We start from the raw sequence: 21949 nt of genomic DNA, 5'->3' as shown, positions 1-21949 counted from the left end.
GTTATTATCTTTTAAGTTTTAACAAAATTTTACCAACAACCGCCTTCAGTGCAATCTTAACCCCATTAACAGTTTGTGCTAATCCTACGATCTTCAATGAGAATAAGATTGGATGAAATACCATTCCGGATAACTTTAACAAATCCGGTTCTGGAAGATTTAATATTACCGGCAAATTTGTTTTCAAAAATGGAATTCCGTGATTACTAGTTTTAAATGCATAAACATTTATGGCTCGATTGGTCAGATGTGCGTGTTGTTCAATATCCCATTGACTGGCGGTGGAATAAAAATAAAAAATGGATTTAGGATGTGTGATAAAATTTAACACATCAAAAAAAGGCAACAATTTAGAATTGTCCTTATTTCTAAACAAAATTGGATTAACAGTTGATGCATTAGGCTTTGCAAGCAAAGATAATATCTCAGATTGACCATTAAAAGAGTAAATCTGCTCTGCGCCTAGTGACTGTCCGATAATTGTTGAAATGAAGCCGCCTGCAGAACTTCCGACAGCGATAATTTTATAACCCTGGGTTTCAGCCTTTAAAAAAGCAATTAGTTTTTCAGGGTCATCAATATCGTTATTTATTCCAGTCAAATACCACTGCTTTTTTATATCACGAAGGAATATGTGCTTAAATCCTTTATTAATCCTATTGCCATACCACTCATAACGCCCTTTATCTATTATACTTTCAGTAAAGGCCTCCGAAGTATTAGGGAAGTAAATATTGTTGCTACTAAAATATAAAACACAATATTCCGGATCTACAGTACGATCATATTCAATCAGGTAATTCTGATTTGTTAAGTATTGTCTATTAACAATTTCAGAGTCTGTCTGAAAAACATAGTCAGCATTTAATTCCATAAATTTGGTAATAACATCCGCAAATGAATTGACAGAAAATGTTTAACCGCTACCGTTAATCCAAAATGCCTCTTCTCATATATAAAAAAATACTTCGGATGGGCATTCCCCAAAGGAGAATATAGAGCGGCTATCCGTTTTTTTAAATTAATGTCACTATAGCACCAGCTCGGGAGTTTATCATTCCTTTCACAATGTCCTATGTAAGTTTTAGAAGTCAACACCTTGCCGCCGCTTTTAATAACTCTCAGACCATAATCATGATCGCCAATCGCATGAGGAAAAACAGGGTCTAAATTCCCAACAGATTTAAATATAGCTCTACTAACTAGTACACAATTTCCATTGACAATTTTACAATACTGTAATTTCCCGTTCGGCAGTACAGGAGTATTATCCGATTTGAAGCCACCATACGTGAAATGTCCGGTAACATCTGAGCGCACGGCCCCTACTACTATGTTGTCCCCAGGTAAAGCATTAATACAAGACAACATCTCTTCAAGGGCATGAGATAACATAATAGTATCATCGTTTAGCCATAGATAATAATCAAAATCGTACTGATCTCCTGCTTTCTGCCAAGCTAAATGCATTCCACGATTCCAAAACAATTCACCATTTCCTTCGATAATGTTAACATCAGGAAACAAACGGGACACCTCTTCTGAAGTACCATCGGTTGAACCATCATCTACTAAAAATACGCTAACCCTAAATGTGTCATTAAAGCCATTTTGTTGATACAATGCATTCAAGGCTTCTAGTGTCTTTTCTTTTCTATTGTGACAAGTGAGCAGTACGGCTACGCTTGCAATTTTGTCTAGTTTAGGTACCATCTACTTAGAATAAATGTTAATACTGTTAGCAGTCTGTTCATTTTTAAAATGGAACACCCTATATTTCTTTTCAAAAATTCCTCTTATCCAGAATTTCACTTGGTTATTATTCATATTTCTAAACGCCTTTGATAGACATAAGCCCAACATTAACCATATGAAAAATGTAGTTAAACTGAAATAGTTTATATCTTCAATCCACGCATATAGCCAACGAAACGCAACGAAAATGCCCAACATTTTGCTATATGTATTCTTGGAACGATTAATCGACAAATACGAGGCTTGGTAAAAAACAACTAGATATAATACAACTCCTATTGCTCCCGTCCATGTAAAAATGTTTAATATTGCTACCTCATTTCCAATCCGCTCCTGCCTCCCGGTTGCCTCTGCGAGCGCAGCGAAAACCTCAGTTTCATTTCCCCTGGCCGGAGTTCTTCCGAAAAACCAGGTGTTGTATTTGTAAGCTGTATTCAATACTTCCACATAAAGAATAGTCCTTGTATCCGCTTTTAGATTATCTTCTACTACTTGCCCACTTTCATCTCGCTTAACTTCCACATAATCATCTTTAATATATTCGTCCATTTTAAAAATGTTGAACGCACCAGATATTGCCAAGCCAAACAACAAAATTGGTAATACAAAGAGGATTTTTCGAATGATTTCCAGAAGTCTCACGCCAACAACAGCCCTTCCCCAATAAATTGACAATAGTAAAACCGGCATTAGAAACTTAATTACATTACTCCGCGCTGATAGATCCGCTGTGATAACCAAAATGGTGATTGCGCCAATAATCATTTTCCACTTAAATTCTAAGGTGGGAAAAAAAAGCATTAAAAATCCTACCGGAACGAGATAAAATCCATATGCACCGCGATTAATTATTAAAATAAAAAAACAAAATAATGGTAAACCAATTCGAAAATAACACCTCAAAATAGCTTGTGTTACGTATATGTTTGTAATTGCATATGCTATAATAGGAAGTGACAATGCCATACCATTTTCTAATAATGCTTTCCAGTCCCAATATGTCTCGGCGATAAAAAAACCTCTAAAAACCTGAAATAGATTCCAAGATAGATATGCCATAACAAAGTGCATATTTTGATTATTGCTTTTATCATAAAAATATTGCTTCGATAGTACGTAACATGTCAAAATCCCCAATAATAAAACCCACCATATTGCGGTATTACCCAAAATAGATAGCACATTAGTTACTGCCCCAGAGTAAGGTAGTACAGAATAAATCGCAACGAGTATTACTGTATACGGAACTGATTTCTTTATGAGCTCCCTTTTAGTCATTCACAATATTTTTAATAAATCTGGCAGGATTTCCGGCCCAGATCTCATTTTCAGGAATACTTTTTGCAACTACAGAGCAAGCTCCTATTATGGAATTTTTCCCAATCGTAACGCCCTTCAAAATTGTACTGTGTGCGCCGATAAAAACATCATCATGAATAATCACTTCTTTGGTCACAGTGTTTTTTTTGTCTTGAATACTATCTCTTCTGAACCGGGCATCTAGGCTGTGGAAGTCGGTATCATATATTGCTACATTCCCTCCCAACTTTACATTATTGCCAATAACTATCCTGTTATGGCAAACTATAGCCACCGAACTAACACCAACATTGTTTCCAATTATTAACGTTGCTCCAGAAGAAACTACGAATACACAGGTTTGTTGCCTACCAATTGGGTTTTTGTTCTTGCCGTTGTTCATTTTGAAATTTTCACCAATACGAAAAATGCCTCCCTCCCAAATATCCAGATACGGAAAACCTTTACTAAAGAATCCCTTGCTAAACTTTACTTTGTTGGCCCTAAAATAGATCTTTGTTAGCGGGCTATCAACTATACTTCTGATATCTCTTTTGATCTTGCGAATTATGCGAAATATAAAGGAAAGAATGTTCACGCGATAGGATTTAAGTACAACTCACTATACAAATTTACTACATTATGCGCTGAAAAATTATCAAAAGCTTGACGTCGTGCACTCACTCTGAAATCTGAGTATTTGCTTTCATTTTCAACAATCCGTTCCATACCTTCAAATATCTTTTTAGGATCTTCAATATCTACCAATAAGCCCCCAGTTTGGTCTAAACCTATGACCCAAGGAACAGAACCACTATTTATTCCCCCTATAACAGGTACACCTAATGCCATGCTCTCTGTAAGTATATTTCCAAAAGTTTCCTCCCTTGACGGATGAACTAGCAGTGTAAAGGAGCTTAACTCCTCCATCAAATTCACAAAACTCATGTAACCGCGGTAGTAGACATTTTCATTCAGATTTTTTGATGTAGCCCAAGCATATGCTGCACCTTCTATATCATAGCCATTACCAAACAGATGCAGTTCGGCATTAGGATATTTGTTTCTAAACAGCTGAAAAGCGAGCAAGCCCGATGTTACATTCTTTCTGTCATCAAATCCGTTATTGATCATTATAATCTTAGGAGACTGTAAATCTGCCTTATGCATCTCCTTTTCAAAAAGCCAATCCGGTTCGAAGTTTGGGATTACGTGAATTTTCTTTTTGATGCCGAGTTTTTTCAACTCTGTAACAAGATAAGCAGATGTTGCTGTTAAAACTGTACTTTTTCTAAACACTATTAAGGCAATTAAAAGGCGAATAAAGCGATACAGATTTTTATATAATAAGAAAACTTTGATAGGACTATCCCTGCAAGTGACAATAGTAGGAATTTTAGTATCTAATGCTGCCCAGGCATACTCATATTGCCAATGTGCATGCAAAACCTCTGGTTTAACCTGTAATATCTTGTTTTTTATAAATTTACGCTCCTGATTAAAAAAGCTCAAGGCACTTTGTCTTATTCGTTTCTGATAAGCTCCAAAGTAAATAGTCAATTGTTCACCACGAACCACACATTCCATGCCTTCCTCCAGGTCCTTTGTTAGACTAAATACAGAAATGGAATGACCACATTTTAATAACTCAATGATTAAAAGATTCGGTGCCGTTGCCCCATCTGTACCAGAAGGTTCTCCACCAGAGAGTTCTAAATAATCCGCTAATTGTTCTGTTGAAACGTGACTAACAATACCTATATGCATATCTACCAATAACAACCATCTTCAACCTTGTTAATATTTTTTGGGGTATCAATGTCCATAGGTCTAACCCAATGCTCATTGTAAAACAACTTGTCGTAATTATATGGATCACCATCCCATCGTTTTCCTTTTATCCCAAACATAATCTGTGTTTCTCCTCCTAAGTGAAAAGCTTGTTTCCCGAGCCGCTTAATATGTGCAGCGAGCGGCATGCCATAAGCACCACAGCCTAAAATTGCTATGTCAAATTCGATTTTATTAATCTGTTCCTTCATGTGCTCCAAGGCTTCAAACCAGTCTTTAAATCCAGTATCATACCCGTTGCCTGCAACTGACTGGACTGCTTTCAAAGTGATTAGATCGAAATTTGGCAATAATGCTTTATTTTTAAATAAAAGGTCCCGTTTTAAATACTGCATTTTTATAGTCTCTTCAAAAGGCTGCACAATTAAAACCCTTTTCCCCTCCAAGGCAGTTGTCCATGGCTGATCAGGATACTTTACCGGTGTCAAATCACCAAGTCTCACCCTTTGATGATTGGGATTCATCATTGGATACAAGAATTTTTCATGTGTCATCCATGACCCCAAGATATCGATATCCGGTAAATCCGCTATCGACAGTTCACAGTAACGCGCGATATTGGATGTCGTAGGGGGAAAAAATCCAGAATAAACATTCATATTTCTTAATACCCCTTCTTTTAACTTTAAAAAATAAGGTATTCCGCTAGCAAGGTTTTTCAAATTACCCAAAAGGCCTCGGTTAATGAAATAATAATTCAGTATACAATTTAACTCTGTTGCTCCAAATCTAGCGATCATCAACGGCTTACCTTCCAAAATTTTATTCCGGATTAAATCGGGCGCTGCTTGGCCAGATATTTGAACATTATCGGCAGATCTACCAAACAGCTTGTCTGCGCCAATAACGCCCTTATAAAGATCGAAAATATTTTTCATAGCTTACTCTATAATAATCTATCGTACAACTTGATAAGGTCTTTTACTACGATCGCAGAATCAAAATTCTGTTCAACGAAAGATCGGCCTTTTATGCCCATTCTATTACAAAGATCTACATCCGTACTGAATGCAGTTAACTTATCATACAGAGAGTCTGAGTCTTTCTCCGGCACCAGATAACCTGTTTCCCCATCTAAAATACTATCGGGAAATCCATTGTGAAGAGTGGCTAATACCGGCAAGCCTATGGCCTGCGCTTCCTGAAGAACTAAACCCTGTCCTTCTGTATCTCCGTCAGCAGCGGTTACACTCGGCAACATAAAAACATGGACAGTATTGTACAGATCAACGAGATCCTCTTGTTTCATAGCGCCATGAAATATCACATGGTTTTCAAGTCCCAATGTTTTAGCGAACTCTACCATCTCCATTCTTAATGGACCATCTCCAACAACATGATATTCAAATGGAATATTATTTTGAAGAAAAAGATGAGCTGCTTTTAAAGAATATTGGTATCCTTTCTTTTCAACAAAACGGCCGACAGTCAACATCTTAAATACCGTTCTGGAAGGAGCAATTGTTCGAAATTTGAATTTTGACACATTCAAACACTCGGGAATCTTAAAAGTACGTTCTTTCGGACATCCATTTGCAAGCATCTTATCGATTATGAACCCTGAATTTCCAGTGAATAAATCGAATGACCGATATAGTCTAGCATAATAATTCTCACCAAATTTCCTCGGATAAACTGTAATATCTGCTCCATGAAATGATGCCAGCAGCTTACCGTTAATAACACCTATATCTTTCAAATCCGCAATAATCCGCGCATTTGGCCCAAAATGGCAATGAAAAATGTCTGCATGAACTTCTTTCATCCCATTTGCTAGGACCAGGTAATTTAGGTTCACAGAATTTCTGCCAAACTTTACGAAATTAAAGGATTTTAAAAGAGATATCGGATTGTGAAATAATAATCCGAAAAATGAATTTACACCAGATTTCACACGGTTTACTAAAGTTAAACGACTAGGTAATATGATTTCATGAACAAGATCATTTAAAGCTTCGTAAGCCTTGTGAATCTGCTCTCCGGTCCGATTGAAAACAATGATTTTGACCTCATAACTTTCATTAGTCGCTACCTCCAATATTTGATTATATAGAAACGGCTGTGATATTACTGGATATGACCCTAGAATAAAAACAATCTTTTTTTTCATAAAATTACCTTGATGCAAGATTAGACATCATCTTGAAAATAATGATACTAACTTGTATATTAAAATACCTCAACAAAATCAAACATCTGACATTTAGAATGATGTTTTAAACTACTATTTATTCAGAATGATGTTAAGGATTTTTATCCTGTTTTTGATTCCTTTTGGAGCTCTTTTAATTTTATTTTTCAAACGAGTCGGAAAGGACAGTGGCACTCTAGGCTCGTGAAATCCACGTTTAGAAAAATCCACTACTAAATTATGTTCATCGAATAAAGATACCACATCTCTTTTCCATCTACCTAAAATAACACCAGTCAAAACATACGGCACTGCCTGATTTCTTTGGAATCCAAAAAAATCCTTGTTTATCTTGAATATTTTATGCTTTACGAAATGAGCCCGTTTTGTACCGTAGGTCTCAAACTGCCAGCCAGATTCATCATCCAGAAGATAATATTTTAACACGTCTTTTTTCCACAATGCAGCCTGGCAACTTATTCTATCACTAGCTTTTTGACTAAATTCCAATAGGTTGGGGTATTCCTCAGACTTTAAGAATGGACCATTGCTGCAAGCATCAATAAGATGAATAACATCAATCGGCGTTTTCCGTATCATTTCACCAAATTCTTCAACTACGTCATTATTTACCTCTTCTTTTAGAAAATAGTCTTCTTGCAAATAAAGTACAACCTCGTTTGGAATAAAGTCGAGTGCCCGCTTCAAGCATTCGCTCCAGCTTGGGCGATATCCTTTATTTATCTTATCATTTTGAATACTGACAATGTCAAGCCCAGGAAATGTAAACACCTTAGTTTCCGTATTCAAATAAATCTTGCCCTGATAATTAGGCCAGTATTTTTTGAATAAAGTAAAAAAGGGTAACCAGCAATCTTCGAAACTATCTGTGGTGTTCACTAGAATAGCGAAATTCTTAGTTTGGTCGTCCATTAGTTATTTTTTCAATTTATCTTTTTAAAATTTAATGATTAATGTCCGTGAAAGTTAGATAATACTTTAAAAGATAACCCAGAGAATACTTAAACTTAACATCTCGCTAACAAAATAGCTCAATTTTAAAATAATTCTCAACATTTAAACTGTGACTAACTTTAATGCCACAAAATACGTAAATTAATCTATTTATTGGCAGCCTTGAGTCATCAACTCGGTAATAATCGCAAGCCTTTATCAAATTACCCATTTTTTCTAAACTCAATTTCTTTAACAACCTTGCAAGGATTTCCTACAGCGAAAACTCCGGATGGGATGTCTTTGGTTACTACACTACCGGCACCTATTACAGTATTACTTCCTATAGTAACACCAGGTAAAATGGTAACGTTCGTTGTGATCCATACATAATCTCCAATTACAACTGGTTTGGCAATTACCTCACTAAAATCATCAAGATTATGTGTAGATGTAATTATCATATTTCGATACGAAAAAGACACATTTTTTCCTATTGTAACAGTTGCGTAATCTAAAATGAACGTATCTGCGAAAGACACGTTCTCTCCTAAATTGAGTTTACCGCTTGTACAGTAAAAACCTTGCCCCATCTGAGTTGATAATGGAATATTAAGTTTTTTGCAAATTGTTTTTTTTAGCCATCCTAATTTGTTAACAAATGGAAGTGAATAAAATTTCAAAAGCAATCTTACGTTACCGGGCAGTGTCGGTAAAGAGGTATGTCGCAAATTGTAAAATTCTATTCCTAGATTATTGTTGCCCATATTGATTGATGTTAAACATTAGGTGCTAGTCTTTTTGAGGGAATAAACTTTTGCAGGTATTTAATCTCCACTCTGAAATTCGAACTTAGAATAATTAATAAAGAAACGTATCCTATTACAAACAATGCCGCCCCAACTACCAGCCAAACGAATGAACTAACAAAGGGAAAGAAACAAGTTATCAAAACGCAGCATAATAATATGCCGCTTACAACTCCTGTATCCAAAAGTATACTTCTGATATCTGATTTAGTATATTCTGCCTTTGCAAATAGTTTACGGGGGTAATAGCCGATCAAGATAAAAATGGGTAGTGTGAAGGCTAGTATAACTCCAGTTAGTCCTAGGATTTTTGTCAAGAGATATAACAAAACTAAGTACAAACAATTCCTAACCACGTTAATTAAACTGTTATTTTTTATGTCCCCCATCGAGTAAGTAATATTTGACAAATTATAACCTATACTCAAAATGAAGAAAGAAATACACAATAGATTATTGTTTAATGTGCCAATCCAAAATTCTTTCCCTACCCAGTTGATCATGAAACTGTGATTAAACAAAACAAAGCCGCCGATGATTAAACCTGATAACCAAAGGATGATTCTCCATATTCGTATGGTAATTGCTCGGATCCTGTCCTTGTCGTCAGTTCCGAATAAATGTGACAATGCAGGGAGCATAGAGATCGATACATTATTAGCAAGTCCAGTGACAATTTTTACCGGACGTCTTGATAAATCTAGTGCTGTCACGAAATGGGGTCCTAAGTAACGGGATACCAAAACTAAATCTATATTAGAGGCAATAGTATCGAAAAGTCGGCTGGAAAAAGTATATGCAAATATTTTCGAAAAAGATTTTAAATATGGAAGTTGAAAACTGAGTTGTATATCATTCTGTTTAATTAACATCACAGACATTATTACAGAATATAACAAGGTAGAAAAGCCAGTAAAGAGCATATTATAAGCCAATGCTCGGATACCAAACCCGTTAAACAATAAAACTACAGTCACGATTATCGATAATCCCATTATACTATTAACAAACATCCCATGTAACTTCGTCTTCTGGTAGGCTAAAACAAAATTGGTAAAAGTATTCGATAGCAATGAAAATGCTGTACCCCAAACCCCAATCCTAAATGCGTCTATTACCTCAGAACGGTATTGCACGTTAATATTTGCTATACCCCCAATAAAGAATGAGGTAATATAACCAACGGCTATACACACAATAAATAAAGCTAACGATATCAGCGTACCGGAAGTAATTACTTTCCCTATATCATCTTTATCCTCCTTACCAATAGCGTAGCCAACTTTCTGAAGCAGCACACCTCCAACGCCTGGATCTACTATTGTAATCCACGATAATATGTTCCCCGTGGCCAGCCATGCCCCATAAATTGCTGTGTCGATATAATGAAGGTATAGCGGTATAATTAATACACCATTAATCATCGAAACGACAAATCTGATGTTTAAAAAGAAAAAATTCCAGATAGTAGCGGCCTTCCTGCTGCCTATTTTCTTGTCAACTTTTGTCATCTTATAAATCCTTTTACTTTAAGTTATTACTTTGCTTATGCTAAAATGCAATTAGGCTTTTTTTGCCTTTTTGTCTCTGTGACCATATAAAATCAGATTCAACAAAGGATTAAGCTCAACAAGCGATAGGACAGCCATACAAGCTGTAATGATAATAATGGATCCAATTAAACTAATCAACACCATTGGCAGTAAAAAAAGATTACTCATTATCGTAAACCCCGCTAAAAACTTAATCATAGTAAAATGCGTTGTATAGATTACTATAGAATTTCTCCCCCAAAGGCGAAGATACTTTTCTACATAGGGATGTAGAACAATCGTGTTCGCAAGGTAATATAGCGAAGCAATGGCAGTCATTGAAACTACCATTTTTATTACTTTATTCATCGAACTGGTATCAACATAATTATATCGTCCGGAAAACACGAAAAAAATCAATAACACCAAAGAGAACGTGAATTTATTTAATATCAACCCACTAAGGAGCGGATATTTTGAGATAAATATCCCGGTGAAAAAAAATATGAAATATAGTAAAAATGAATCTATATCTGCTGGGAACGGCAACCTAAAGAACTTAATTACAGCCAGAATAGCCATTATAAAACTGGTCACAATAATATCCATTAGCAAAAGCCGCTTTTTATTTATTAAGTTAGAAATCGCATAAAACGCAACATATGCTAACAGTAAAAAAAACAAATACCAAAGAAACCATAAATGATTCCATTTATGAGTTAGATCAACTGCAACTTCAAGAAGATCGGACTTGCGGTGGCTTGTGAAGAAAAAGTTGTCTACGATGAGAGGCCATGCGAAATATGGAACTAATAACCCTAATGATCTATTTTTCAAAAAACTCAGAAAGTCAGTAAAATTGTCAACCCTTGTAGTTTTAAATGCCATGTACCCACTTATAAACATAAAAAGTGGCATATGAAATCCGTAAATCCATCCAAATAGCGGGGATGATGCAGACTGCACACTATTTTCTTGAATAAAATGTCCAACTACCACCAATAAGATAGCCATGCCCCTTAATAGATCGACATATAAAAGGCGACTCTTGAGATTAGACATGATTAATTTTCGATTGCAATTTGTTCCCGTATTTGCATCGCACCCTCAATGCATTTATCCATATTATAATACTCCCACTCTGCAAATCTTCCTAGTAGGTGGATATTATATTTTGATAATAACTCCTTTACAGATGTAATGTCTGACCTAGTTTCTTTGTTCTGAATGATGTATGAATTTGGCTCAAAGTTGAAAGCTAATGGTTTAAGATTTCCGGGTAGTCCTTTTAATTCAGCAAGCATCAAATCTTCCTCTTGTTTTCCAGAAAATTCTACGACACACGTTTTTCTAGTAGATCCCTCATTGTTAGAATCGCTAAAATTACCAGTATAAATTATTCTATGCGCTTTAAATTTATCTTCTGGGAGATATAACCAAGAAAGATTGTTATCATCCGTTTCACACAAGACATTCGACGTTCCGTTAGAAGGCAAATTTACTACCCTTTTCAGAGCCTCATGTAGGGCAACATCCTCAATTTTTATAATGGAGGATAGCATCCTTACATCCCCGCAGTAAATCAATATATCAGCATCCAAACTATTATTAATAACTAATTTCCCATCTACCCAATTAATTTCAGAAACTTGATAGGAAGTGCGAATGTTTAAGCCTTCTGCCAGTCTGTTTACAATAAACTGAGACCCATCACGCTTTGGATAAAAGAAAGTAGCGTGTACCATTGTAGACTCTTCTTTCTTGTAGATATTACTTAAAATAACCTCTTTGATTTCTGGCATTGGTAATTTACCGTCTAGCCATTCTAACGGTACCTTGCTTATATCAGTGTTCCAAATTTTGGAGTTGTATGGACCGAAATATAAATTGTATAGATTCTCGCCAAAGTTGCCTATTAAAAAATCCCTAAAGTTATCATATTCATGAATTTCCTTTTTTTCTTTGGTTAACATATCAAGTAATTCAGAAATTACTGATTTTGACTTCTCTTCTGGAAGTTGGTATAAGTAGTTTTCTAAGGGATAACCAATAAGATCATCATTCATTAAAATTTTGGCATTTCTGACCGCTTTAAGAAATTCATGCTCCTGATCAAAATGTTTCCAAAACCAATCCAACACCGCAGTATTTCTACTGTTAAATACATGGCCTCCAACACGGTGGAAAAGATTACCATCAATTCTTTCACATTTGATCAGACCACCGATCTTGTCAGATTTTTCTAAAATTTCCACCTCGAAATCAGGAGACAACATCCTGGAAACACTTAATCCTGATATTCCGGAGCCGATGACTAGAGCCTTTTTCATATAAATTTACTTTTCAATTTTTGCTGCTCAAAATTCCCATTATTATCTGCCATGATATATTGATCTGTTTCTGGATAAAAGTGCCAAAAAGTCTTCGGCGCAATTTGTATTCCGTTAGAAATTAAAGCTGGCTTATAAGAAAATGAACTTTTACTACTTATCAATAGATCAGCATTAATCATGTGCAGAACTGATTCGACTGGCCCCATGTCGACGCAATAATTTATATTTTCAAACTCAGCGAATTCGGGAAACTCTGAAACTTCACCTTGGGAAAATAAATATATTGCTACAGTTTTTTCAGAAGGAATGTTCTTTAAAGTATTACGTAGCACGGTTGCAAAATATTCGTTTCCTAAACCACGTGTACTCCATACCTCTGGAGTTTCGATCTTCATTCTTCGTCTAATGTGTACAGCGATATTAAATGTGTCTTCAGAGAAAATTAAACGATCATCCGCTCTCGATCTCGCATTAAAAAATTTGGCCTTTAGTAAGTCGCTGGTACCACATTGCGCTTTATAACCTTGATCCTGTTCAAGTAAGAACAGGATATTGTTTTGAGTGTAAGAGCGTATTATGTTACGGACTAATTCTATTTCTTCAGGTCGCGTGGAATTAAAAGATGGAAGCCTTACAACTTTGAATTTTGGATCATTTAGTAGTGAGTCAGCTAAAATCTCATCCTGACCAAATCCCAAGAACTCGTCCCATTTTTTTGTTGAAAAAGGACTATGAGCATATTTTAGACCGAAAAGGCCAGCATAATAAAGACCAGAATTCCAGTTTGCTAACTGATGTCCGATTCCCGCACCATAATTAGGCTTTTGAGTTAAAAATCGGTTCAAATTTACTGGTGCGCGCCTATCTCCTTTTCCCTGAAACCGGTAATGCCAATAAGCTGGGTATAACTTAAATTGCAACGGAGTATCGACAATCTTTTTTAAGATGATCGATTTAACTTTTCTTTTTAATTTATCCCATTTGGAAAGTTTTCCATAGTTAGGACTGACAACAAGATTTTGAGAGATTTGTGGGTGTTCGGCCATATTAGATTATCACTATTTTCTATTAAAGAGTCGTTGCAGAAATGATGGCTTCTTCGCAACATCATATGAACCATATCCATAGCCATATCCGTAGCCATATCCATAACCGTAACCGTATGTACTATTAACCTCAATGTCATTTACAACAATCCCGATTTGCTTCATTTTTTTGTTGCGATACAAATCGTCTACTATGTTGAGTTGCTGTTTAAACGTATATTTCTGTCTAATGAGATATAAACAAATACTTGAGTATTTTTCCATTAACTGGGCATCTGTTACGATTCCTACTGGTGGCGCATCTATTATGATATAATCAAATGATTTTTTTAACTCCTTTATAAGCTCATTTGTACGATCGCTCATCAATGTCTCCGCAGGATTAGGAGGAATAGGGCCTGAACTTACTATAAATAGCTTTTCGTTAAGACTCAATTTCCTGATAATATCTTCCGACTTCAATTCAGGATTGATTACGTAATTTGTAAATCCTACATTATTTGGAATTCCAAGTTTAGCGGATAATCCTGGTTTACGCAAATCGAGCTCCATCAATAGAACTTTTTTACCGGACAGTGCCAAAATATTTCCCAGATTAATCGCAACGAACGACTTGCCTTCGCCCGACATACTAGATGTAAGCAAGATAACATTATCATCCGCCGATTTCAAGTAAAAGGACAAATTAGTTCGTAAGGCTCTAAATTGCTCTGCAATAGCCGATCTGGAGCTATTTGCAACAACTAAATTATCCTGCTCCAAATTATGGCTTATTTCTCCTAAAACCGGGACGTTCGTTTTAACAGTAATATCATCTTTAGTCGCAACTTTGGTATTCAAAAGTTCCTTTAAATACATTAATCCAAGCGGAATTAATATACCAAAAACAAATCCTATAATTTGGATATACCGCCTTTTAGGGCTGAACGGTTCCACCTCTGACTTAGGTGGGTCGATAGTCCTAGAGTTGGCAATATTAGAAGTCTTAGATATTGCAGTTTCTTCACTTTTCTGCATTAAAAATATAAAAAGCTCCTCCTTTATATGCTGCTGACGGGCTAATTTCAGATAATTCCGTTCTGTGGCAGGAACTTGCTGTATTTCCCCTTCAGCTTTGTTCATTTGACCCGAAATTCTATTCCTTGAAATCTTTAATGAATTGCGTGTGCTGTTAAGATTTGAAAGCATATCTTTTCGCATGTTAGATATCTGCTCGTCAAGATTGATGATAACAGGATTGTTCTCTGTAACACTTAACAGTCTCCTATCACGTTCCATCAATAACGTATTGTATTTTTCAATTAACCCATTGAAAATCATATCATCCGGCAGTAATGAACTTGGCAGTACTCTTTTAATCGTAGCATCACTTAAGTAGCCCTCTAAACTATTTAATATGCTGATCTGAGTTTCCACCTTTGCCAGATCAGTTACGTACTGGCCAGTAGTCGCTACCAATAACTTCCCTTGTTCGCTCATATCGGCAAGGTTATTCTTCTGCCTGAAATCCTGAATATCTCCTTCTACGCCGCCTAACTCATTACCAATTAAAAGCAGCCGGTTTTTAATAAACTTAATAGTGCTGTCTGCAACTTCATTCTTATCCCTTAAATTGCCTTGAACATAATTATAAATTAAACGATTTAAAATGTCTTCCCCCTTCTGCGGAATAGCATAATTGAGATTCAAATCAATAATTGTGTTCAACTTATTAGTTACCGCAACGCTTAAATTATTCATAAGTTGCGCGACTTTAGTATCAACCGGAACTATCTCGAAACTATAATTGTCATACTGAATAGGAACTGCAAAATTTCTTTTAATCTGCAAGTTTCCAACGCCTTGAAGATTAAATGTAGAACCGTATGTAACCGTAGTATCCTTATCATTAGCCTTGACAAAAAGCTTGTTATTTTTTAACACCTCAACGCCAACATGTGTGGGTCTGATAGTATCTGCCAAATTCACTCCTTCAACAGTAAACGGAGAGGCATACAGTTCAATTTCACGAACGGTACCAGCTTTAAAATACGTGATATTCAACTTCATATCCCGTACAACCTGCTCCATTAAAAACCTGGTTTTGAATATCTCTGCTTCGTTATCAACCGTACTTTTGCCACCTAATAGCCCGCTTAAGTCGAGAACATTCGCGCCTCCTCCCATTCCTCCACCTTTTTTTTCATCATTAACCAAAACTCTTGCCGAAACCTTATAAATAGGAGTTTGATATCTTAGATAAAGATTAGCTAGCAACAAGCAAACTACTATCGAAAGGAGGATCCAATACCAGTTAGCAAACACCATCGAAAGCGTACGTCTTATATCTATTTGTTTTTCGTTCTCTTCTACACGTAGAAACGGGTCTTCTTGCAAATTCATCTAATGGAAATTGTATTTATAGTATGGTTAGAGCCTGGCTATCAAGGTAATTAATACTGTTAATGCTGTACCGATTATAGCAATAGTTTGCGTTCTTGCGACATTCAATGAAGCCGCTTTTCCTTTATTAGGCTCAACGTATAATACGTCGTTTTGCTTTAAATAAAAATATGGGCTATTAAATAACTGACTTGAGTTTAGGTTTAATCTTACAAATTCTTTTTTTCCGTCGTTATCGCGAATGAGCAAAATATTTTCTCTTCTACCATAAATTGTAAGATCACCAGCTAATCCTAACGCATCCAGTACTGAGACCTTTTCGTTTGGAATTGTATAAGGGGCAGGCCTGACAACTTCCCCCATTATTGTGACTTTAAAATTTGCAAATCTCACCTGCACGTTTGGCTTTTGAAAAAATAACGCCGCTTTGTCCTGAATAATGTTTTTTGCCTGGGAAGAAGTTAACCCTAATACCTTGATTTTTCCTACTATTGCAAGATCGATTTCGCCATTCTTGTCAACCAGAAAACCTGAAGTAGGCGGAGTAGCAGCCAAACTAGAAACCTGTCCTTCTGCAGAACTGATTGCTTGACTAGCTAATTGGTTTACAATCATTGAGGTTTTCTCATCTATTGTGAAAAGAGAAATTGATAAGATATCGTCAACTTGTATCTTAGGCTCAGTAAAAACCGCAGTATTCTCCATCACCGAGCTACCAGTCGCATTGATGTCCTGAAAGTACGGAACGTTCTTTGTGTTAGCACAAGAAGATATCATTAACACAGAAATTATAGCTATAAGAAAGTAGCTGTTTTTTTTTAGGTAGTGTTTATTCATTAGGTCAGCTTTTATTATCTAAAAATTGATAATAGACAAATTTAGGTTTTTAATTGCATTTCTGATATACAAGATATTAATAATGGCTAAGAGAATAACTGTTTGTTTTTAAAAGGATAAGTGCCAATTTTTTCATACAGATGACCTTTTTTAATTGCAACAGATAATGCAAGTAAATGCTTATCATGGTGTAGATCGGTCGAAGCAAAGTCATAGCACTTTTTCTGGAGCAAATATTCCGAGATTCTTTTTTCTTCCTTACCATAGTAGCCGACCACAGACAATAAGTTCAATTGAAAAAGAACCCCCATGTCTTTGAACCTATGAAACCGCTCGATATTGTGGTGATAAAACTTGTAGCGCTCTGGGTGTGCAAGTATAACGTGATAACCCTTGATCTGTAAATCAAAAATTATTTGCTCAATATTTGGAGTTTCATTTAAATAAGACATTTCCACTAAAATGTGATTACCTGGTAAAGTAAGATGAGCCTCTTTAACTTTAAAGGTTTCGTCAATCATATATTCTGCTGCCGCCGAAACCTCAACATCCATGTTTTTATTTTTAAGAGCATCCTTTATCAACATAAGAGCCGGTAATATTGTTTCGTTGGAATTGGGATATAATTCCGTGAAAATGTGAGGGGTAAAAATAAACTTACGAAATCCCAATTCACGCAGATGTCTGATAAGCTCTAAAGAAGTATCTAAATCAGGCGATCCATCATCCAACCCAGGAAGGATATGAGAATGCAAGTCTACACCAAGCCATTCGATATTATCGATATGGGGTTTTTTCTTAAAAATAGAGAACATAAAAGTAATTGGTGGATTTAACTATATATTAATCACGAAAATATGAAAAAAAAACGGCTAAAATCATTTTAAAAGCGACAAAAACAATAATTGTATAAATTACACTATCTAAATACTCATACAAAAAATCAATAGCCCAAAGCTAGCTTAAAACTATTAATTAAAACTCCCGAATTATAATACTGGAGCAGTCTTTAAAAGTAGGCAGTTCGGCATTAAATAATTTAGTAGAGTTCAACAACATAATGTTAAATTCCATTTGGAATTAATCGTTTAATTTCATAGATATGTAACCCTAAGAATGTCAACCCCATTCTATTAAAAGGCTATCTAACACGTAATTGTCAATTATGAACGCTAAAGTAAGAAAACAGTCTTTTTGGAGCAAGTTTGCCAAATATAAAACAGCTTTAAAAAATGCATTTTTGGCATTGTAATTTTCTAAAAACTCAGGTTATTTATAAATCTATTTTAAAGAGTAGCTAGACCTTTATTAACAAGGTCCTATTAATTGAGCGCTATCTATTGTTAAGCTCGAACAGCACACTACAAAATATGCTTGAGGTAGATTATTATTATGCTGTGATTTATAATCATCATACTCAATTTTATCCGTGAAAGAAATTTTCAAACATTAACATTGCTTGTCAGCCAATTATTATATACATTTACTTAACGTTTCCAATATGAACTTAAACAAAAGTCAAAGACTTTTCGAAATTGATCTGTTAAGATTTATTGCGGCAATGTCCGTTGTCCTTTTCCATTTCACAATATCCGTAAAAAACTCACATGGGTTTTATCTCTTAAAATCGTCAACATTGAATAAGATATTCAATTATGGATATCTAGGGGCAGAACTTTTTTTCATGATAAGCGGTTTTGTTATATTAATGAGTGTCAGAGCGACTTCGCCTATCCAATTCGTTAAATCCAGAATTATTAGATTATATCCATCCTTTGTTCCAATTTGCCTTTTCTGCTGGGTAATGGGTAATTATATATTGCACACATTAAATATCGGCCTATTCGGATTGCTTTTAAACATCTCCATGATCGGACTTATGTTCACAAACAAATACATAAGTGGGGTATATTGGACGTTACGGATCGAATTTCAATTCTATATCCTTGTTTTTCTGCTACTAGTCACTAAAAACATTGGAAGAATCAGAATCTTCTTAGTTTCATGGCTTGTCATATCGATAATTTGCCATGTTGGTATTAATTATTTGCCGCAGATAAATATTTTCAAAGTCCTAAACATATTACGGTTCGTTCTCTTTACCCAGTTCTCAAGTTTTTTTATAGGAGGATGTTTTTTTTACCTGATAAAATATGAAAATAAAAAAGGTGACAGGGCGGCGGCATTATTTACCACAATAAGTTCATGCATACTATGTCCTATAGGTGCTAACAACTTTCTTATCCAAAGCGGAATTATAATTTTATTTTTTGGAATATTTTACCTCATCACCTTACCAAGGTTCACCTTTAGATTCATTAGCTTTCAGTCCTCATTGTTAATGCTAGGAGCACTCACCTACCCACTTTATCTCATTCATGAAGCGTTTGGCGAACCGATTATACAGATTATGATTCTATTGGGTATCCCTCATGACCTAATTTTTGTGATAGCAATTATCACTGTAATAGCATTGGCCTTTATTATTCAAAAAACGATTGAAAGACCTTTAACAAAACAGCTGAAATCGATACTTCAGTAATTTCATCCATAAATTAGCAATCATTCAAAATGAACATGAAAAGAACGTTAGGAGAGCATGTAAATTCAAAGAACAATAATTTGGATTTTATGCGATTTCTTGCTGCAATGTTGGTGGTTTTTTCTCATTCTTATCAGGTAACAGGTATAATTAAGCAAGAGCCGTTAACTATCTTTTCAAAGGGCTATTTATTTCTTGGGACTTTTTCTGTAATCGTTTTTTTCATTATAAGCGGACTTTTGATTGCCAAAAGCTATGATTATTCGCGCTCTTTGAAAAGCTATGTTATGGCACGCATACTTAGAATTTATCCTGCTTTTGTAATAGCGATCATTGTTACTGTATTTGTAATCGGCCCCATAGTGACAAACATTCCGCTCCAATCTTATTTAACTAATGTAAATACTTACGAATATTTATACAACATTTTTTGTTTAAAAATTAGCTACCACATTAAGGGTGTATTCGAAAGCAACCCGCTACATGTGATAAATGGCTGTCTATGGAGTTTGCCTTTCGAATTATCGTGTTATTGGTTAGTAGGCCTAATAGGAGAAGTAAAAAACAAGAGAATATATGCCGCTTTCGGACTTTTTCTGTTATTACTGGTTGTGTATTATTTCATTGGTTACTCTGCTTGGAAAAACATTGCTTTATTCACTTTTTACTTCTTTTGCGGGGCTGGGTATTATAAATTCAGGAACAAAATTGTGTTGAATAACTATATCGCATTCGCATTGTTAATCATACTCCTAACACTACTGTATTTCAATGTCGGCAAACATATAAAAGACATATATATTGGGCTGGCATTACCTTACATTTTGTTTTCTTTCGCCTATATAAAGTCAATCTTCAATAATTTTTCTAAGAATGGGGATTTCTCATATGGAATCTATATTTACGGATGGCTTGTACAACAAGCCATTGTTCAGTACTTTCCAAAAGCGAACCACTGGAGCAATTTTTTGTTCAGCGCTGGGATAGTCTTATTGATTGCATTTTGTTCCTGGCATTTGGTAGAAAAAAAGTTTCTAAAATTTAAAGCTAAATTTTAGAAACTTCTAAAAGCATAAGATTTACCACTGATTTGGACCACAGGTCACTTCCACATCATCAAACTTGCTATCAGTAATAATGTCCTTAAATCCAAAGATTATCAGGATAATTTCCGTCTTTGATCAACTGATCAATACTAGCCTGCACAATTGGCTTATCTTCTTTATAAGTCACGCCAAACCATTTGCTACTTGTAGGCACCACCTTGAAATCCGCTTTCTTAGATTTAACCAAATACTCCGCTACAAGTGGGATAAAGAATTCAGATTTCGGATTTTCCTTGTTGGCCTCTGCAAACTCCTTGAACAGTTCCAGTGTTATCTCAAAAATATCAGGAGTAAAGCCCCAGAAGTTCATGGACACTCTTGTATCAACATCCAAAGAGTATTTCCTATCGTCTTCTTCATATACGATTACATTCTCAGCTTCGAACACCTTAGTCCGTTCATTGATCTCCTCAAGATTACCGTTGCTATCTACCTTGCACACGCCTCTCGATACAGATCCGTGCTCAGATAAAGTTTTACCAATTTCGTAGCCGATCATACAGTAATTAGCACCACTTACTTCGTTGGTCAGAAAGCTAACCATTTTCTGATAAGCATCTAATCCATAAAAGTCATCCGCATTAATTACACAGAATGGCTCTTTAACTGTATGTCTTGCTGCTAACATTGCGTGTGCAGTACCCCAAGGTTTTGCCCGATCAATTTCGGTATCGATTCCAAACTGTTTCAAATCGAAATTTTGGAAAACATAGTCTACCTCAATCTTACCTTTCAGCTTAGGCTCAAAGATTGATTTAAAGCTATCAAGAAATTCTTCTTTGATAATGAAGACAACTTTACCAAATCCAGCTTGAATAGCATCGTAGATAGAGTAATCAATAATCGTTTCGCCATTCGGGCCAAATCCGTCTATTTGTTTCATGCTGCCGTAGCGGCTGGCCATCCCTGCGGCCAAAATTAAGAGGGTAGGTTTCATCGTGCTAAAGTAGAGAAATCGTTTAAGTTAAATTTATGATCAGAAAGACTTGGCATTCCTGTTCAACAGAATGGCAATTCTGTTCACTTCATTATAATAATATGAGCACTAAATGTGCTTTTCAACGAAGTCTTCGTAAGCAAGTTTGATGCCTTGCTCGAGGTTAATCTGATGTTTCCAGCCCAGGTCATGCAGTTTGGTTACATCCATCAGTTTTCTTGGTGTTCCATCAGGTTTTGTGCTATCAAATACCAGGTTACCTTCATAACCTACAGTCTTCTTGATCAACAAAGCCAGGTCTTTGATCGTTAAATCTACACCTGTACCAATGTTAATCAGCGTAGGCTCATTGTAGCTGTCCATCAGGAAATAGCAGGCATCAGCAAGATCATCAGCAAAAAGGAACTCACGCATCGGTGATCCTGATCCCCAGAT

General features: G+C 35.5%; 20 protein-coding genes. 2 read left to right on the top strand and 18 right to left on the bottom strand.

What is annotated here, in order from left to right; translation table 11 throughout:
- Positions 1-4: 4 nt before the first annotated feature.
- From CLV32_RS22555 to CLV32_RS22480, 16 genes are all read right to left on the bottom strand, one after another.
- Positions 5-874 (bottom strand): hypothetical protein, encoded by an 870-nt coding sequence (locus CLV32_RS22555; RefSeq protein WP_133559241.1) that lies wholly within the window; start codon positions 872-874, stop codon positions 5-7.
- On the bottom strand, positions 865-1713 hold the full coding sequence (locus CLV32_RS22550; protein WP_208111088.1) for a glycosyltransferase family 2 protein: 849 nt from the start codon (positions 1711-1713) through the stop codon (positions 865-867). The genes CLV32_RS22555 and CLV32_RS22550 overlap by 10 nt, the downstream gene beginning before the upstream one ends.
- Complete coding sequence (locus CLV32_RS22545) at positions 1714-3033, bottom strand: hypothetical protein (RefSeq protein WP_133559240.1); 1320 nt, start codon at positions 3031-3033, stop codon at positions 1714-1716. It lies immediately after the preceding gene.
- On the bottom strand, positions 3026-3652 hold the full coding sequence (locus tag CLV32_RS22540) for an acyltransferase (protein WP_208111087.1): 627 nt from the start codon (positions 3650-3652) through the stop codon (positions 3026-3028). Before CLV32_RS22540 ends, CLV32_RS22545 begins: the two co-directional genes overlap by 8 nt.
- Positions 3649-4821: a glycosyltransferase family 4 protein gene (locus CLV32_RS22535; RefSeq protein ID WP_133559239.1), complete on the bottom strand. Its 1173-nt coding sequence runs from the start codon at positions 4819-4821 to the stop codon at positions 3649-3651. The genes CLV32_RS22540 and CLV32_RS22535 overlap by 4 nt, the downstream gene beginning before the upstream one ends.
- A 2-nt stretch (positions 4822-4823) precedes the next feature.
- The gene (locus tag CLV32_RS22530) at positions 4824-5783 is read right to left on the bottom strand and encodes a hypothetical protein (protein WP_133559238.1); all 960 of its coding nucleotides are present in this window, start codon (positions 5781-5783) and stop codon (positions 4824-4826) included.
- Between the two features lie 8 nt (positions 5784-5791).
- A complete protein-coding gene (locus CLV32_RS22525) occupies positions 5792-7015 on the bottom strand; it encodes a glycosyltransferase (RefSeq protein WP_133559237.1) in 1224 nt (407 codons plus the stop codon).
- 114 nt (positions 7016-7129) lie between these two features.
- A complete protein-coding gene (locus tag CLV32_RS22520) occupies positions 7130-7969 on the bottom strand; it encodes a hypothetical protein (RefSeq protein ID WP_133559236.1) in 840 nt (279 codons plus the stop codon).
- Between the two features lie 245 nt (positions 7970-8214).
- Positions 8215-8757, bottom strand: coding sequence for an acyltransferase (locus CLV32_RS22515; RefSeq protein ID WP_133559235.1), 543 nt, complete (start codon positions 8755-8757; stop codon positions 8215-8217).
- A gap of 11 nt (positions 8758-8768) precedes the next feature.
- Positions 8769-10310 carry a lipopolysaccharide biosynthesis protein gene (locus tag CLV32_RS22510; protein ID WP_133559234.1) on the bottom strand — a complete coding sequence of 514 codons (1542 nt, stop codon included), beginning with the start codon at positions 10308-10310 and terminating at the stop codon, positions 8769-8771.
- 51 nt (positions 10311-10361) lie between these two features.
- Complete coding sequence (locus CLV32_RS22505; RefSeq protein ID WP_133559233.1) at positions 10362-11393, bottom strand: acyltransferase family protein; 1032 nt, start codon at positions 11391-11393, stop codon at positions 10362-10364.
- A gap of 2 nt (positions 11394-11395) precedes the next feature.
- Positions 11396-12661, bottom strand: a complete 1266-nt coding sequence (locus CLV32_RS22500; protein WP_133559232.1) for a protoporphyrinogen/coproporphyrinogen oxidase — start codon at positions 12659-12661, stop codon at positions 11396-11398.
- Positions 12658-13710, bottom strand: a complete 1053-nt coding sequence (locus tag CLV32_RS22495; protein ID WP_133559231.1) for a hypothetical protein — start codon at positions 13708-13710, stop codon at positions 12658-12660. Before CLV32_RS22495 ends, CLV32_RS22500 begins: the two co-directional genes overlap by 4 nt.
- 12 nt (positions 13711-13722) lie before the next feature.
- A complete protein-coding gene (locus CLV32_RS22490) occupies positions 13723-16092 on the bottom strand; it encodes a GumC family protein (RefSeq protein ID WP_133559230.1) in 2370 nt (789 codons plus the stop codon).
- 27 nt (positions 16093-16119) lie between these two features.
- Positions 16120-16929: a polysaccharide biosynthesis/export family protein gene (locus CLV32_RS22485; protein ID WP_133559229.1), complete on the bottom strand. Its 810-nt coding sequence runs from the start codon at positions 16927-16929 to the stop codon at positions 16120-16122.
- Between the two features lie 86 nt (positions 16930-17015).
- The gene (locus CLV32_RS22480; RefSeq protein ID WP_133559228.1) at positions 17016-17744 is read right to left on the bottom strand and encodes a tyrosine-protein phosphatase; all 729 of its coding nucleotides are present in this window, start codon (positions 17742-17744) and stop codon (positions 17016-17018) included.
- 686 nt (positions 17745-18430) lie between these two features.
- On the opposite strand from CLV32_RS22480, the gene CLV32_RS23505 reads away from it, so the two are divergent.
- Together CLV32_RS23505 and CLV32_RS22470 are read left to right on the top strand one after the other, a co-directional pair.
- A complete protein-coding gene (locus tag CLV32_RS23505) occupies positions 18431-19471 on the top strand; it encodes an acyltransferase family protein (protein ID WP_133559227.1) in 1041 nt (346 codons plus the stop codon).
- A 35-nt stretch (positions 19472-19506) separates the two neighbouring features.
- Positions 19507-20529 carry an acyltransferase family protein gene (locus tag CLV32_RS22470; protein ID WP_166642013.1) on the top strand — a complete coding sequence of 341 codons (1023 nt, stop codon included), beginning with the start codon at positions 19507-19509 and terminating at the stop codon, positions 20527-20529.
- A gap of 85 nt (positions 20530-20614) precedes the next feature.
- On the opposite strand, the gene CLV32_RS22465 is transcribed toward CLV32_RS22470, so the two are convergent.
- Complete coding sequence (locus CLV32_RS22465) at positions 20615-21514, bottom strand: nucleotidyltransferase family protein (protein ID WP_133559225.1); 900 nt, start codon at positions 21512-21514, stop codon at positions 20615-20617.
- Positions 21515-21622: 108 nt separating this feature from the next.
- The coding region (locus CLV32_RS22460) for an NAD-dependent epimerase/dehydratase family protein (protein WP_133559224.1) at positions 21623-21949 on the bottom strand (327 nt) is incomplete at its 5' end.

Origin of the sequence: Pedobacter duraquae, assembly GCF_004362245.1 — a bacterium.
GTDB lineage: Bacteria > Bacteroidota > Bacteroidia > Sphingobacteriales > Sphingobacteriaceae > Pedobacter > Pedobacter duraquae.
Note: the sequence above shows the minus strand (reverse complement) of the source record. Positions and strands in the feature narration are given on the sequence as shown.